The sequence below is a fragment of the Mesorhizobium amorphae CCNWGS0123 genome (genome assembly GCF_001686985.1).
Taxonomy (GTDB): domain Bacteria; phylum Pseudomonadota; class Alphaproteobacteria; order Rhizobiales; family Rhizobiaceae; genus Mesorhizobium; species Mesorhizobium amorphae.
In genome coordinates this window covers 5,837,900-5,854,309 of record NZ_CP015318.1, presented here as the reverse complement: position 1 = coordinate 5,854,309, position 16,410 = coordinate 5,837,900, and the positions used below count along the sequence as shown (strand labels likewise).

Here is a 16,410-nt window from a genome sequence, read left to right as displayed (position 1 = left end):
CTGCTTTGTGGCAGAGAGTTTCGGTGCCGCCAAGGGCCATAGCGAATTGTTGCTTGGGAGCAGCACAGGATGGCTTGCCAGACGCCAATTCTCTGCTAGCCTAGCTCAAACGGGAGAAAATTATGCCGCCATCGGCCGATCTGATTGTCGAGAATGCAAGCATTTTGACGATGGATCCCGATACCCCCCGCGCCGAGGCGATCGCCATCAAGGGCGGTGACATCATTGCGATCGCAGATCGCGCCAGCGTGCTGGACTACAAAGGCCCAGGAACCCGCGTCATCGACGCCGGCGGCGGCTCCGTCCTGCCCGGCTTCATCGAAGCGCATATGCATCTTTTCGGCGGCGCGGCCGAACTCGACAATCTGCATCTTGCAGGCGTGCATGGCTTCGACGCCCTGCGCGACGCGATCCGCCCCTTTGCGTCGGCGCGGCCCAACGCCAGACTGCTGCTCGGCGCCGGGGTCGATTACTCCATCCTGTCGAGCGATGAGCCGGTCACACGTCATCATCTCGACCGCATCATTCCAGACCGGCCCTTCGCCATGTCGGCTTCCGATCACCACACGATGTGGGCGAACACCAAGGCGCTGGAGCAGGCGGGCATCCTGCATGGCAGGCAGTTGGGGCCGGGCAACGAGATCGTGATGGGAGCGGACGGGCTCGCCGCCGGCGAGCTGCGCGAGGGCGAGGCATTCGGCCCGATCCTGGAGCACTTCGGGCAGAACCGCACGCGGCTCGGTCTTACGGGCGGCGAGCCGGAGCCATATCCATCCGGTGAAGAACTCGCTTCCGACCGCGACCTGATGCACCGCGGACTTCAGTGGTGCGCCCAGCATGGCATTACGTCAATTCAGAACATGGACGGCAATCTCTACCAGCTCGAGCTGCTTGCCGGCCTGGAAGAAGAAGGGCGGCTGCTGTGCCGGACGAAGATCCCGTTTCACTTCAAGAATTTCATGGCGCTGGACATTCTGGAAAAAGCCTCGCGTATGGCCGCGGCCTACAAATCCGAATGGCTGTCGTCGGGTATGGTCAAGGTCTTCTATGACGGCGTGCTCGATTCATGGACCGCCGTGATGGTCGACGACTATGCCGACCGGCCGGGCTGGCGCGGCGAGCCGCTGTTCACGCCAGAGCACTTCGCGCAAGTGGCGGTGGAAGCCGACAGGCGCGGCCTGCAGATCGCCGTGCATTCGATCGGCGACGGCGCGGTGCGGGCCGTGCTCGACGGCTACCAGGCGGCGCAGAAGGCGAACGGCAAGCGCGACAGCCGGCACCGGGTCGAGCATATCGAGGTCACCACCCCCTCGGACGTGCCGCGGTTTGCCGAACTCGGCGTCATCGCTTCGATGCAGCCGCCGCATCCGCCCGGCGCCATGAACTTCCCGCTGGAGCCGACGCTTTCGCGCATCGGCCGCGAGAAGTGGCCGCTGAGCTATGCCTGGCGCGCCCTGAAAAATGCCGGTGCGCGTGTCGTGTTCGCGTCCGACTGGCCGGTCTCGCCGGTAGATCCGATCCTGGGCATCCAGGCGGCGGTGATGCGCAAACCTTGGGCAGAGGGGCTGCCGGACCAGAGCTTCTCGCTGCATGAATCGATTGCCGGCTACACGGTGGAAGGGGCTTATGCCGAGTTCATGGAACGTCGCAAGGGCCGCCTGAAGCCGGGCTACATGGCCGATCTCGTGGTGCTGTCGGCCGATATCGAGGCAACTGCACCGGAAGCGCTGCATACGGTGCGACCGGTGACGACCATCTGTGGAGGCAAGATCACCTATCAAGCCTGACCGGCATGGGAATTGCCTTTTAGATCAAGGTCCAGCTCTACAGTTGCCAAGCCGATTGGCTTGTGATGACAATCAAACCGGAACAAAACCTGCCGCCAAGAGCAGGCTTTCTCAATGGGGTAGTCGTGCCGGAACAACCGGGTAAGAATGCAATCGAGGTGCGTGGCGTCCGCAAGGTGTTCGGGACCGGAGAGGCGCAAGTCGCCGCGCTGGACACCGTCTCCGTCGCCATCCGCGAAAATGAGTTCTTCACGCTGCTTGGGCCGTCCGGCTGCGGAAAGACGACACTTCTAAGGCTGATCGCCGGCTTCGACTTCCCGAGCGAAGGCGAGATCCTGCTCTACGGCGAGGACATCGCACCGCTACCGCCGTTCAAGCGGCCGGTCAACACCGTGTTCCAGTCCTATGCGCTGTTCCCGCATATGACGGTGGCGCAGAATATCGGTTTCGGCCTGGAGATGCTGGGCAAGCCGAAAGCCGAGATCCAGGCGCGCGTCGCCCGGATGCTGAAGCTGGTCAAGATGGAGGCGCTCGCCGGCCGTCGCACCAGCCAGATCTCCGGCGGCCAGCAGCAGCGCGTGGCACTGGCCCGCGCTCTCGCGCCGCAGCCGAAAGTGCTGCTGCTCGACGAGCCTTTGTCCGCGCTCGACTACAAGCTGCGCAAGGAAATGCAGATCGAGCTGAAGCGACTGCAGCACGAGACCGGCATCACTTTCATCTTCGTCACCCACGACCAGGAAGAAGCGCTGACCATGTCCGATCGGATCGCGGTGATGTCGTCGGGCAAGATCCTGCAGGTCGGCGCGCCGCGCGACATCTATGACCGCCCGGCCGAGCGTTTCGTCGCCGATTTCATCGGCGAGACCAACTTCCTCAAGGGCACCGTGGTATCGAAGAAATCCGGCGTCGCCAGTGTGAAGCTTGCTTCCGACGCAACGGTTGCGGCCGGGTTCCCCGAAGGTTTCGATCCTTCCGGCGCCGTGACGGTCGTCGTGCGGCCCGAGCATGCGGATCTGGTCGCCGATGCAGCCAAGGGCACGGTCGCGGGAATTTTGGCCAATGTCGTCTATTTCGGCACCGACACCCACTACCACGTGAAGCTCGACGGCGGTGACAACTTCATCGTGCGCCACCAGAACAGCCGGTCCGGCGCGGTGGCTTTCGCGCCAGGCGCCAAGGTGGGCATCGTGTTTGAGGACGACGGCGCCCGGATCTTGAGGGACTGATGTCGATCACCCTTTCCAAAGCCGCGATCTTCGAGGCTCAGGCGGAAAAGGCCACCAGCTGGCGCAACCGCCTGCTTGCGCTACCGGCGCTGGTCATCATCGGCATTTTCGGCGTGCTGCCGCTGCTGATCATCTGCGTCTATTCATTTCTCCAGGCCGCACCTTACGGCGGCGTGCAATGGAAGTTCTCGACCGACGCGTATCTGAACTTCCTGTTCCAGCGCGATATTTTCGACGATACGCTGCAGTTCACGCCGGACTTCCTGATCATCTACCTGCGCTCGTTTCTGTTCGCCGTGGTGACGACGGTGATCTGCCTGCTGCTTGGTTTTCCGACCGCCTATTTCATGGCGACGCGGCCGCCGGCGCAGCGCAACTGGTGGGTGCTTTTGATCACCATTCCGTTCTGGTCGAACCTTCTTGTGCGTACGCTGGCGATCATGTTCATCATCCGCGACGAGGGCCTCATCAACAATGCGCTGATGGGGCTTGGTTTGATCGAGAAGCCGATCACCATGCTCTACACCAACTTCGCCATCCAGCTCGGCCTGCTCTACTCGTTCCTGCCGTTCATGATCCTGCCGCTCTATTCCAGCCTGGAAAAGCTGGATTTCAGGCTGGTCGAGGCCGCGAACGACCTCTACGCGACACGGCGGCAGGTTCTCTGGCGGGTGATCATTCCGCTGTCGCTGCCCGGCATCATCGCCGGCTGCCTGCTGGTCTTCATTCCGGCCCTCGGCGCCTATGTGACGCCGCTGATCCTTGGCGGTGGCATCCATTTGATGATCGGCGACCTCATCGCCCAGCAATTCGGCTCCGGACGCAACTGGCCGCTCGGCTGCGCCCAGGCGCTGATCCTGATGGCCGCTGTGCTGGTCGCGCTCTATTTCTACGTCCGCAACACGTCGGGGAAGATCCAGCATGGCTGACCCCCGCACCATCGACATCAAGGACCAGCCGGGCTTCCGCTCGATCGCCATCCTTTGCCTGTGCGTGCTCTACGTGCCGATCCTGATCCTGATGATCTTTTCGTTCAACACGGGTTCGCTCGTCACCCATTGGGAGGGTGTCGGGTTCGGCTGGTACGGCAGTGCGCTGCTCAACGAGGAATTCCACCGCGCCGCCCAGAACACGCTGATCATCTCGACGAGCGCGACCATCATTTCGACGATCGTCGCAACACTGGCGGCGATCGGCATGACAAGGGTGAAACCGTGGCGCGGGCTTCCGGCGGCCTTCATGGTGATAAACCTGCCGCTGGTGGTCCCCGAGATCATTACGGCGGTGGCGACCTTGTCCTTCTTCGCGCTGATCGCCGGGGCCTTCGGGCTGAATTTCGGCATCGGCAATCTGATCCTCGCCCACACGGTCTTTTGCATTCCTTTCGCCTATATGCCGATCAGGGCGCGTCTCGAGGACATGGACCTGACGCTGGAGGCCGCCGCGGCCGATCTCTACGCCACGCCGTGGCATGCGTTCCGCCGCATAACGCTGCCCTTGCTCGTCCCCGGTATCATGTCGGGCGCCGCGCTCGCCTTCATCGTGTCCTTCGACGATTTCACGATCACGCAGCTCGTCGCCGGTCCCGGCCAGACGACGCTGCCGCTCTACATCTGGAACCAGATCAGGCGGCCGATGACGCCGGAGATCAATGCCATCTCCACCATCCTGCTCCTGGTCTCGATCCTCTTCGTCTCGGTCTCGTTCCTGATCGCGCGCCGGCGCGCCAAATGAATAATAATGGGAAGGCAAAGGAGAACAAAATGTCTAGGAAACTGATGGCTGCCGTTTCGACGGCAGTTCTGTTGTGGGCAGTGCCAGCGCTCGCCGACGGCGAGCTGCACATCTATAATTGGGGTGACTACACCAATCCCAAGCTGATCGAAAAGTTCGAGAAACAATACAACGTCAAGGTCACGCTGGACGACTACGATTCCAACGAAACCATGTTGTCGAAGGTACGCGCCGGCAATTCCGGCTACGACATCGTCGTGCCGTCGGACTACACCGTGAAGATCATGATCGACGAGGGCCTGCTCGAAAAGACCGAGCCCAATGCGATGCCGAACGGCAAGAACATCGACCCGCGCTTCCTCGACATCTACTGGGACAGCGGCCGTCACTACACCGCGCCGTGGCAGTTCGGCACGACGACGTTCGAAGTCAACACCGACAAGTTCAAGGGCGACATCGACACGCTGGCGATTCTGTTCGACCCGCCGGACGAGTTGAAGGGCCAGATCAACATGCTCGACGACGTCAACACCGTCATGCATGCGGCCGAGCGCTATGCCGGCGTGCCACGCTGCGGCGCAGACAAGGCCGACCTCAAGAAGGTCAACGACGTCCTGATGGCGGCCAAGCCGTCGTGGAAGACCTTCAGCTATGACACGATCACCAAGATCACCTCCGGCGACGTCATCGTCACGCAAGCGTGGAATGGCGCCACCTATCGCGCGCGCCAAAAAGTCCCAGCGATCAAATATGCCTATCCGAAGGAAGGCATCGAAGGCTGGATGGACAATGTCGGGGTGCTGAAGGGCGCCAAGAACCTCGAGAATGCCAAGCTGTTCCAGGACTTCATCATGGCTCCGGAGAATGCGGCGCTGATCTCGGAATTCGCCGGCTACGATAACGGCATTGTCGGCAGCCACAAATTCCTTCCCGCCGATTTTGCGGCCTCGCCGGAACTCAACCCGCCGGCTGGTGCGCCTGCGGCGGAATTCGTCCCGCCATGCCCTCCCGAGGTGGTCGAGATTTACAACAAGATCTGGACCAACCTGCGCAAATAGGTTCGGTCTAAAAGCCAATGGAAGGGGGGCTTTTGGCCTCCCTTCTTCGCTTCCGGGAGGCTCGATGACATCCTACCGCAACTCCGATCCGCGGCCGCCGATCATGCAAGGCTCGCCGCCGCAGATGGTGCCGCCGAAACTCGATTGGGATAGGGGCCCTTGGAACCGCTGGGCATTCCAGCACATCCGCGAATTCCTGCCGACCGCCGAGGTCTGGCGCGGGCACGGCCATCGCCGCCGGCTCGAACTGGCCGAGGTCGATCTCGACGCGCTGCCGGTGGAGGACAGCAGCGGCGCGGCAACGACGCTCGCCGGGCTGCTCGACGAGACCTACACGGACGGTTTCCTCGTGCTCAAGGACGGCAAGGTCGCCTATGAGCGCTATTTCAACGGCATGGACGAGCGCACGCTGCATCTGTCGCAGTCGATGGCAAAGTCGGTCACGGCTTCGGTGTTCGGCATACTGGCTGGGCGCGGGCTGATCGACCCGGCGGCGCCGGTGACGACTTATCTGCCGGAGCTGGGGGCCACCGGCTGGGCAGGCGCCAGCGTGCAGCATGTGCTCGACATGACCACCGGCGTGCGTTTTTCCGAGGAATACACCGATCCCTATTCCGACATCGGCCAGGTCGATGTCGCGGGCGGGTGGAAGCCGGTGCCGCCGGACAGCGACCCGGTGTTCCAATGGCCGTCGCATATGTTCGAGCTGATCCTGGGACTGAAGGAGCAAATCCGGCCACACGGCGCCGCCTTCGAATACCGCTCGATCGAGACCGATGTGCTTGCCTTCATCATGGAGCGGGTCACAGGCAAGCGGCTGCCGCAGCTGGTTTCCGAGGAGCTGTGGCAAAAGCTCGGCACCGATGAAAGCGCCTGCTTCACCGTCGACAGTGCCGGCTATGCTGTGGCCGACGGCGGCTTCAACGCGACGCTGCGCGACTATGGCCGGTTCGGCCAGCTGATCCTCGACAATGGCGGCGGTGTGGTGCCGGCCGACTGGATCGAAACGACGCGCAACGGCAGGCATGGCCCCGACTTCAATCCCAGCCTGCCGGAAGGCAGCTATCGCAACCAGTTCTGGATCGAGGACCCGCGCTCGCGAGCGCTGATGTGCCGAGGTGTTTTCGGGCAGATGATCCATATCGACTGGGACACGAGGATGGTGGTGGTGAAGCTTTCGACCTATCCGGATTTCTCCAACATCGCCTATTCGGTGGCGACACTGAAGGCCGTGCACGCCATCGCTGCGGCGCTCGCCTGAATCTTCCAGGAAAAAATCCCATGACGGGCAAGACCGCGTTCGAGACCAGATATGGCTTTGCCCGCAGCGCGGTGCAGCTTTCCAACTGGCGCGAAAACCCGTTCAACCGCTGGTCGTTCCAGAATGCCGGCGAGTTGGTGCCTAGCGCGCCTGTCGCGGCGTCAGGCGGCACTGAGCCGCCTCGGCAAGAACTCGGAAGCCTGCTTGGCGAAAAGGTCAGCCTGGCGAATGGCCTGGAAACGGTGGCGGCCTTCCTCGCGCGCTCCGACACCGACGCGCTGACGATCATGAAGGCCGGTACGATCATTGGCGACTGGTTTGCGCCGCATATGGATTTCGGCGGACGCCACATCATCTTCTCGATCAGCAAATCGTTCACCGCCATTCTCGCCGGCATATTGGAAGGTGAGGGGATTTTCGATCCGGAGGCCCCTGTCGTCAGCTACATTCCGGAAGCCAAGGGATCGGCCTATGGCGATGCGAGCGTCCGGCATGTGCTCGACATGAGCGTCAGCCTCGACTTCGAAGAGGCCTATCTCGATCCGGAAAGCGCCTTTGCCCGCTATCGCCGCGCCACGCTTTGGAACCCGGGCGGCGGCACGGAAAGCCTGCGCGAATTCATCCTGACGCTGCAGCGGCTGGCCGAACCACATGGCCAGACCTTCCGCTATCGCTCGCCCAATTCCGACCTGCTCGGCATGCTGGTCGAGCGCGCCTCCGGCCAGCGTCTGACCGATCTGCTGCGCGAGAAATTGTGGCTGCCGCTCGGTGCGGCGAGCGAAGCCTCGATTACGGTCGACATGGAAGGCACGGCGCGCACGGCCGGCGGCATTTCGGTGACGCCGCGCGATCTGGCGCGTGTCGGCGAGATGATGCGGCAGGGCGGCACGGCCAATGGCCGCCGCATCGTGCCGGAGGCCTGGGTGCGCGACACGGTCGAAACAGGCGGCAGTTCCGAAGCCTGGCAGCGCGGCACGATGGCCTTCCTGTTTCCGCAGGGACGTTACCGCAACAAATGGTACCAGACAGGGGCGCAAAGCGGCGCCTTCTGCGGCATCGGCATCCATGGGCAGTGGGTGTACGTCAATCCCAAGACAGAAGTGGTAATCGCAAAGATGTCGTCGCAGCCGGTGCCGGTCGACGATCCGCTCGATGTCGTGGCCGTCGCCTTTTTCGAGGCGCTGAGCCGGATGGTCTGAGGCGTTTCGCGCCTCGCCTGCGGCACGCTTTCCTGTGGACCCGCCGGTTGGCTGAAAACAGCGCGGTTGGCGGCGCGGACATCCCGGCCTATGGTCGCCGCTCTTTTTCGACAAGGCATGAGAGCAGCATGGCATCCGACATCAAGCGCATCGCGGCAATCATTGCGGCCGAGATCCGCGCGCGGCCCGAGCAGGCTGCGGCGGCGATCGGCCTGCTGGACGAGGGCGCGACGGTGCCGTTCGTGGCGCGCTACCGCAAGGAGGTCACAGGCGGGCTCGACGATACGCAGTTGCGCGACCTTGCCGAGCGACTGGCCTATCTGCGCGAACTCGATGCGCGCCGCGACACCATCCTCGGTTCGATCCGCGAGCAGGGCAAGCTGACCGAAGAGCTTGAAGCCAAGATCGCCGCCGCTGCCACCAAGGCCGAACTCGAAGACATTTATCTGCCCTACAAGCCGAAGCGGAGGACCAAAGCCGAGATCGCCAGGGAGCGTGGGCTGGGGCCGCTGGCCGAAGCCATTCTTGCCGACCGCTCGGCGGTGCCCGCCGAACTGGCGCTCGCCTATGTCACGGAAGACGTGGCCGACGCCAAGGCGGCGCTCGACGGCGCGCGCGACATCCTGTCGGAACAGTTCGCCGAGAACGCCGATCTGGTCGGCAAGCTGCGGAGCTACATGAAGGAGCGCGCCTTCCTGCGCGCCAGGGTGGTCGACGGCAAGCAGGAGGCCGGCGCGAAATTCTCCGACTATTTCGATCATGTCGAGCGCTGGGCGAACGTGCCCGGCCATCGTGCGCTCGCCATGCTGCGCGGTCGCAACGAGGAGGTGCTGTCGCTCGACGTCGAGGTCGACGCCGATGACGCCTCGCCAGTGAAACCGGTCGAGCGGATGGTCGCCAATGCCTACGCCATCGGCGGCAGCCTGCCGGGCGATCGCTGGCTGATGGAGGTGGCCGGCTGGACCTGGCGGATAAAACTGTCGCTGCACCTGACGCTGGACCTGATGCGCGATCTGCGTGAACGGGCCGAGGAGGAGGCGATACATGTCTTTGCCCGAAATCTGAAGGATTTGCTGCTTGCAGCACCGGCCGGGTCGCGGCCGACGATGGGGCTCGATCCGGGCATCCGCACCGGCGTCAAGGTGGCGGTAGTCGACGGCACCGGCAAGCTGGTGGCGACGACGACGGTCTATCCGTTCCCGCCCAGAAACGATGTGCGCGGCACGCAAGCCGAGCTGGCGAAGCTCGTTCGACTGCACAAAGTCGAGCTGATTTCGATCGGCAACGGCACTGGCAGCCGCGAGGCCGAAAATCTGGTCGCCGACATGCTGTCGGATCTGCCGGCCGACAGCGGTCCCAAGCCGCTCAAGGTGATCGTCAGCGAAGCCGGCGCCTCGGTCTATTCCGCTTCGGCGACGGCGGCGGCCGAATTTCCCGGCCTCGACGTGTCGCTGCGCGGCGCGGTGTCGATCGCGCGGCGCCTGCAGGATCCGCTGGCCGAACTGGTGAAGATCGAGCCAAAGTCGATCGGCGTCGGCCAATACCAGCACGATGTCGACCAGTACCGGCTCGGCCGCTCGCTGGAAGCGGTGGTCGAGGATGCGGTCAATGCCGTCGGCGTCGATCTCAACACGGCGTCGGCTCCGCTGCTGGCGCGGGTTTCCGGCCTTGGCGCGTCGCTCGCCGACGCGATCGTCGCGCATCGCGACGCCACCGGCCCTTTCGCAAGCCGGAAGGATCTGCTGAAAGTCTCCCGCCTTGGGCCGCGCGCCTTCGAGCAATGCGCCGGCTTCCTGCGCATCCCGAACGGCAGCGAGCCGCTCGACGCCTCCTCCGTGCATCCGGAAGCCTATGGCGTGGCCAAGAAGATCGTCGCTGCCTGCGGCCGCGACGTGCGCTCGCTGATGGGCGACAGCGCGGCGTTGAAGGCACTCGATCCGCGTGTCTTCGTCGACGAGCGGTTCGGCCTGCCGACCGTGCGCGACATATTGGCGGAGCTGGAAAAGCCCAGCCGCGACCCGCGCCCCGGTTTCAAGACCGCGACCTTCGCCGACGGCGTCGACGACATCAAGGATCTGAAGCCCGGCATGCTGCTCGAAGGCACCGTCACCAATGTCGCCGCCTTCGGCGCCTTCGTCGATATCGGCGTGCATCAGGACGGGCTGGTGCACGTCTCGCAACTCGCCGACCGTTTCATCAAGGACGCGCATGAGGTGGTCAAGGCCGGCGATGTGGTCAAGGTGCGTGTCGTCGACGTCGACATCAAGCGCAAGCGCATTGCTCTCTCCATGCGCAAGGACGGCGATGGTGGTGCGTCGCGGGGCGGGCCGCGCGATAATGGTGGCAAGCCGGCACCGCGTGCGCCGGCGCCGCAGCGCCAGCCGGAACGGCCGGCTCACCAAGGCGCGTTCGGCGCCGCATTGGCGGATGCGCTGAAGCGGAAGTAGCTACCAGGCCAGAACAGCCGGCTCCTTCTCAACCTGGCCCAGCAGCCAGTCGCGAAAGCTGGCGACGGGCGGATGGCCGCGCTTGTCGTGCGGCACGACGAGATAGTAGGCGCTGCGGCTCTGCATCGGCTGTCCCGGTGTCGGCACGAGCTGACCACGCTGCAACTCGCCCGCAATCAGGACCTGCGGCAAGAGTGCTACGCCAAGTCCGGCCGTGCAGGCCTGGGCGACAGTGCCGAACTGCTCGAACTGCATGCCGGGCCCGGTCGGCGCGCTGAGACCTTGCTCTTCGAACCATTCGCTCCAGGCGCCGGGGCGCGTCGCCATGTGCAGCAGCGGCAGGCGGCAGATATCGGCCGGCGTGACGATGTCGCGGCTGGCCAGGAATTCGGGCGAAACCACCGGTATCACTGTCTCGCGCATCAAGAGCGTGGAGTCGGCGTCCGGCCAGTCGGGCTGGCCGTGATGGATGGCCGCATCGAGCCGCTCGCGGGCGAAGTCGAAACGGCCGATGCGGGTGACGAAGTTGATGGTGATGTCGGGGTTGCTTGCGACGAAATCCGGGATCAGCGGCATCAGCCAGCGGGTGCCGAAGGTCGGCAAAATCGCAAGGTTCAGGATGCCGCTATGCCGATTGCTCATCAATCCAAGAGCCGCATCGCGCAATTGGCCAAGCGCGGAGCGCACCGCCTCGGCGTAGATTTCGCCTGCGCTCGACAGTCGGACATTGCGGCTGTCACGCTCGAACAGCCGGCGACCGAATTGTTCTTCCAAAAGGCTAATCTGCCGGCTGACGGCGCCCTGGGTGAGGTCGAGCTCGCGCGCGGCGGCGGTGAACGAGCCGAGGCGCGCCACCGCCTCGAAAGCGGCAAGGGCGCTGATGTTGGGCAAAAGGCGGCGTTGGACACTCATGATCAATTACTAACGCTCATTGATCGGTGATGCAATTTCGTTTGATTTTTTCGAGGCGGAGGCGGATAAGCCGGGCACTTCAAGATTTCGTTTGGGAGAGACCGAAGCCATGGCCGCCGACAAGAACGCGTTCGTCTGGGAAGACCCTTTCCTGATCGAGAACCAGCTTTCGGAAGATGAGCGCATGGTGCGCGACGGTGCTGCGGCCTTTGCCGCCGACAAGCTGGCGCCGCGGATCGAGGAGGCCTATCTCGAGGAGAAGACCGATGCCGGCATCTTTCGCGAGATGGGTGAAGCCGGCCTGCTCGGCATCACCATCCCGGAGGAATATGGCGGCCTCGGCGCCAACTATGTCACCTACGGTCTGGTGGCACGCGAAGTCGAGCGCGTCGATTCGGGCTACCGCTCGATGATGAGCGTGCAGTCGTCGCTGGTCATGTATCCGATCCATGCCTATGGCTCGGAAGCGCAGCGCAAGAAGTACCTGCCGAAGCTGGCGTCGGGCGAGTGGATAGGCTGCTTCGGCCTGACCGAACCGGATGCCGGCTCCGATCCGGGCGGCATGAAGACGCGGGCCGAAAAGACGGCGAACGGCTACAAGATCTCCGGCTCGAAGATGTGGATCTCCAACGCGCCGATCGCCGACGTGTTCGTCGTCTGGGCGAAGTTGAAGGGCGAGAACGGCAAGGACGATATCCGCGGTTTCGTGCTGGAGAAGGGCATGAAGGGGCTGTCGGCGCCGAAGATCGGCGGCAAGCTCTCGCTGCGCGCCTCGATTACCGGCGAGGTGGTGATGGAAGGCGTCGAGGTCGGCGAAGACGTGCTGCTGCCCAACGCCAAGGGCCTCGGCGGCCCGTTCGGCTGCCTCAACCGGGCGCGCTACGGCATTTCCTGGGGCGCGATGGGCGCGGCCGAGGATTGTTGGCATCGTGCCCGCCAGTACGGTCTCGACCGTAAGCAGTTCGGCAAGCCGCTGGCCGGCACGCAGCTGTTCCAGAAGAAGCTCGCCGACATGCAGACCGAGATCGCGCTCGGCTTGCAGGGGTCGCTCAGGGTCGGGCGGCTCATGGATGAAGGCAAGATGGCGCCGGAGATGATCTCGATCGTCAAGCGCAACAATTGCGGCAAGGCGCTCGACATCGCCCGGCAGGCCCGCGACATGCATGGCGGCAACGGCATCCAGATCGGTTACCACGTCATGCGCCACGCGCAGAACCTGGAGACGGTCAACACCTATGAGGGCACGCATGACGTGCATGCGCTGATCCTCGGACGGGCTCAGACGGGTATCCAGGCGTTCTTCTAGGCGACCTTAGCCGGCAATGCTGCTTAAATTAGGTGCAGCGCAACATCTCTGCTTGGAGAATGGCCGCCAGATGTGTCAGGGTTCGGCGAGTTAAACGCCGATCTCCGGGGCACCATGGCAATTCTGGCAGCCGTCTACCACCTGACCCACTATAAATACGACCGGCCGGTGGTTCTCGGCCCTCAGGTGATCAGGCTGCAGCCGGCGCCGCATTCCCGCACCAAGGTCTTGAGCCATTCGCTGAAGGTCGAGCCCAAGAACCATTTCGTCAATCTGCAGCAGGATCCCTACGGCAACTTCCTCGCCCGTTTCGTCTTCCCGGAGCCGGTGACGGAATTGAAGATAGAGGTCGACCTCGTTGCCGACATGACGGTCTACAATCCGTTCGATTTCTTCGTCGAGCCGGCGGCCGAGACGTTTCCGTTCGAGTACCCGGAAGAGATCAGGGACGATCTCGCCATCTACCGGATGCCCGAACCGGCGGGGCCACTGCTCTCGACGTTCCTCGGGACCATCGAGCGCAGTCCGAAGAACACCGTCGATTTCCTTGTCGACCTCAATGCGCGGCTGCAGCGCGAGATCGCCTACATCGTGCGCATGGAGACCGGCGTCTTCTCGCCCGAGGAAACCCTGGCTGCCAAGAAAGGCTCATGCCGGGATTCGAGCTGGCTGCTGGTGCAGATCCTGCGCAATCTCGGCATCGCCGCGCGTTTCGTCTCCGGCTATCTGGTCCAGCTCAAGCCCGATCTGGTCGCGCTCGACGGACCGCCCGGCACGGCGATCGATTTCACCGACCTGCATGCCTGGTGCGAGGTCTATATTCCGGGTGCCGGCTGGATCGGCTTCGACCCGACCTCCGGCCTGCTCACCGGCGAAAGCCACGTGCCGCTGGCGGCGACGCCGCATTTCCGCAACGCGGCCCCCATTTCCGGCATGGCGAGCTTCGCCAATGTCGAATTCGGCTTCGACATGCGGGTCGACCGCATCGCCGAGCATCCGCGCATCACCAAGCCGTTCTCCGACGAAAGCTGGCAGGCGCTCGATGCACTGGGCAACAGGGTCGATGCCGCGCTCCAGGCCGGCGACGTGCGGCTGACCATGGGCGGCGAGCCGACCTTCGTGTCGATCGACGATTTCGAGTCCGCCGAGTGGAATACCGCCGCCGTCGGCCCGACCAAGCGCGAGAAGGCCGATGCGCTGATCAGAAAACTGCGCGAGCGCTTCGCGCCGGGCGGTTTTCTGCATTACGGCCAGGGCAAATGGTATCCAGGCGAAAGCCTGCCGCGTTGGACCTTTTCGCTCTATTGGCGCGCCGATGGCGAGCCGGTGTGGAGCGACCCGTCGCTGATCGCGCGGGAAAAGAGCGACGCAAAGGTCGGGCCGCAGCAGGCCGAAAGCCTGCTGACGGCGATCGCCGGCGAGCTCGGCATCGACAAGGCGATGGTCAGCGAAGCGTTCGAAGACCCGGCCGAATGGCTGCTCAAGGAAGGCAAGCTGCCCGACAATGTCGATCCGTCCAACTCGAAGCTGGAAGACCCGGAAGAGCGCAGCCGCATGGCAAAAGTGTTCGAGCGCGGGCTAACCAAACCGTCGGGTTACGTGCTGCCGATACAGCGCTGGAACAGCCAGGCATCGGAACCGCGCTGGCGTTCGGAGAAATGGAAGACGCGGCGCGGCCGGCTGTTCCTGGTGCCCGGCGATTCACCCGTCGGCTACCGCCTGCCGCTCGGCACGCTGCCCTATGTGCCGCCGGCGCAATTCCCCTACATCGTGCCGGTCGACCCGTCGCTGCCGCGCGGACCGTTGCCGGCGCGCGATGCCATCTTGCCCGCAGCGGCGCCGGCAGAGCTTGAAGGCGCCGACGAAATGGCGCGCCGCCAGCAGGCGGTGTCGTTCACGGCCGCGACCGGCCAGCAGGACCGGGTCGAGCAGGAGATCACCGAGATCGGCGGCGCGGTGCGTACAGCACTTTCGGTTGAGCCGCGTGACGGGCGGCTCTGCGTGTTCATGCCGCCGGTCGAGGCGCTGGAAGACTATCTCGAACTGGTCGCGGCGGCTGAGAACGCGGCAAAGGCGATCGGCCTGCCAGTGCATATCGAGGGCTATGGCCCGCCGCACGATCCGCGCCTCAACGTCATCAGGGTGGCGCCGGATCCGGGCGTCATCGAAGTCAACATCCACCCGGCTGCGAACTGGCAGGATTGCGTGGCGACGACGACGGCGATCTACGAGGAGGCGCGGCAGACGCGGCTTGGCGCCGACAAGTTCATGATCGACGGCCGCCATACCGGCACTGGCGGCGGCAACCATGTCGTGGTCGGCGGTGCGACGCCTGACGACAGCCCGTTCCTGCGTCGTCCTGATTTGCTGAAGAGCCTGGTGCTGCAATGGCAGCGCCATCCATCGCTCTCCTATCTGTTTTCGGGCTTGTTCATCGGCCCGACCAGCCAGGCGCCGCGCTTCGACGAGGCGCGCCACGATTCGCTCTACGAGCTCGAGATCGCCATGGCGCAGGTGCCGCATCCGGATAAAGGCGCGGCACCCTTGCCGTGGCTGGTCGACCGGCTGTTCCGCAATCTGTTGACCGACGTCACCGGCAACACGCACCGCTCGGAAATTTGCATCGACAAATTGTTTTCGCCCGACGGACCGACGGGCCGTCTCGGCCTGGTCGAGTTTCGCGGCTTCGAGATGCCGCCCAATGCGCGCATGTCACTCGCGCAGCAATTGCTTGTCAGGGCGATCATTGCCCGCGCGTGGAAGAACCCGCTCGACGGCCGCTTCGTGCGCTGGGGCACGTCGCTGCATGACCGCTTCATGCTGCCGCACCATGTCTGGGCGGATTTTCTCGACGTGCTCGACGATCTCAAGCTCAACGGCTTCGAGTTCCGCCCGGAATGGTTCAACGCACAGCTCGAATTCCGCTTCCCCTTCTGCGGCGAGGTCCAGCATGCAGGCATAAAGCTGGAATTGCGGCAGGCGCTCGAGCCTTGGCACGTTATGGGCGAGCAAGGCGCCATCGGCGGCACCGTGCGTTTCGTCGATTCCTCGGTCGAGCGGCTGCAGGTCAAGACCGAAGGCCTCAACCCTGAGCGCCATGCAATCGTCTGCAATGGCCGCATCGTGCCGATGAAGGTGACCGACAACCGCGAGATCGCGGTGGCCGGCGTCCGCTTCAAGGCCTGGCAGCCGGCGTCGGGCCTGCACCCGGCGCTGCCGGTCAACACGCCGCTGATCTTCGACATCTACGACCGCTGGTCGGGCCGGGCGGTCGGCGGCTGCGTCTACCATGTCGCGCATCCGGGCGGCCGCAGCTACGACACTTTCCCGGTCAATGGCAACGAAGCCGAGGCGCGGCGGCTTGCCCGCTTCGAGCCGCGCGGCCATACGCCGTCCGGCTACGCGCTGCGCAACGAAGAAGCCTCTGAAGATTTTCCGATGACCCTTGACCTCCGGCGGCCACCAAGACTCTGATCAGCG

General features: G+C 64.0%; 11 protein-coding genes. 10 read left to right on the top strand and 1 reads right to left on the bottom strand.

From position 1 onward, the window contains the following. Positions 1 to 122: 122 nt before the first annotated feature. From A6B35_RS27490 to A6B35_RS27455, 8 genes are all read left to right on the top strand, one after another. Entirely contained in the window at positions 123 to 1,787 is a 1,665-nt protein-coding gene (locus tag A6B35_RS27490; protein WP_006204108.1) for an amidohydrolase, read from the top strand. Between the two features lie 125 nt (positions 1,788 to 1,912). Continuing rightward, positions 1,913 to 3,013, top strand: coding sequence for an ABC transporter ATP-binding protein (locus A6B35_RS27485; protein ID WP_006204109.1), 1,101 nt, complete (start codon positions 1,913 to 1,915; stop codon positions 3,011 to 3,013). Then, entirely contained in the window at positions 3,013 to 3,942 is a 930-nt protein-coding gene (locus A6B35_RS27480; RefSeq protein WP_006204110.1) for an ABC transporter permease, read from the top strand. Before A6B35_RS27485 ends, A6B35_RS27480 begins: the two co-directional genes overlap by 1 nt. After that, positions 3,935 to 4,747: an ABC transporter permease gene (locus A6B35_RS27475; protein WP_006204111.1), complete on the top strand. Its 813-nt coding sequence runs from the start codon at positions 3,935 to 3,937 to the stop codon at positions 4,745 to 4,747. Before A6B35_RS27480 ends, A6B35_RS27475 begins: the two co-directional genes overlap by 8 nt. Positions 4,748 to 4,776: 29 nt before the next feature. Continuing rightward, entirely contained in the window at positions 4,777 to 5,805 is a 1,029-nt protein-coding gene (locus tag A6B35_RS27470; protein WP_040583339.1) for an extracellular solute-binding protein, read from the top strand. Positions 5,806 to 5,869: 64 nt separating this feature from the next. Continuing rightward, on the top strand, positions 5,870 to 7,066 hold the full coding sequence (locus A6B35_RS27465) for a serine hydrolase domain-containing protein (protein ID WP_006204113.1): 1,197 nt from the start codon (positions 5,870 to 5,872) through the stop codon (positions 7,064 to 7,066). A gap of 20 nt (positions 7,067 to 7,086) precedes the next feature. After that, positions 7,087 to 8,265 carry a serine hydrolase domain-containing protein gene (locus A6B35_RS27460; RefSeq protein WP_006204114.1) on the top strand — a complete coding sequence of 393 codons (1,179 nt, stop codon included), beginning with the start codon at positions 7,087 to 7,089 and terminating at the stop codon, positions 8,263 to 8,265. 128 nt (positions 8,266 to 8,393) lie between these two features. Then, positions 8,394 to 10,712 (top strand): Tex family protein, encoded by a 2,319-nt coding sequence (locus A6B35_RS27455; RefSeq protein WP_040583340.1) that lies wholly within the window; start codon positions 8,394 to 8,396, stop codon positions 10,710 to 10,712. Here A6B35_RS27455 and A6B35_RS27450 read toward each other — a convergent pair whose 3' ends face one another. Continuing rightward, positions 10,713 to 11,624, bottom strand: a complete 912-nt coding sequence (locus A6B35_RS27450) for a LysR family transcriptional regulator (protein ID WP_040583342.1) — start codon at positions 11,622 to 11,624, stop codon at positions 10,713 to 10,715. It lies immediately after the preceding gene. Positions 11,625 to 11,733: 109 nt separating this feature from the next. On the opposite strand from A6B35_RS27450, the gene A6B35_RS27445 reads away from it, so the two are divergent. Both A6B35_RS27445 and A6B35_RS27440 read left to right on the top strand, forming a co-directional pair. Then, positions 11,734 to 12,930, top strand: coding sequence for an acyl-CoA dehydrogenase (locus A6B35_RS27445; protein ID WP_006204117.1), 1,197 nt, complete (start codon positions 11,734 to 11,736; stop codon positions 12,928 to 12,930). Between the two features lie 114 nt (positions 12,931 to 13,044). After that, positions 13,045 to 16,404 (top strand): transglutaminase family protein, encoded by a 3,360-nt coding sequence (locus tag A6B35_RS27440; protein WP_006204118.1) that lies wholly within the window; start codon positions 13,045 to 13,047, stop codon positions 16,402 to 16,404. Positions 16,405 to 16,410 lie beyond the last annotated feature (6 nt).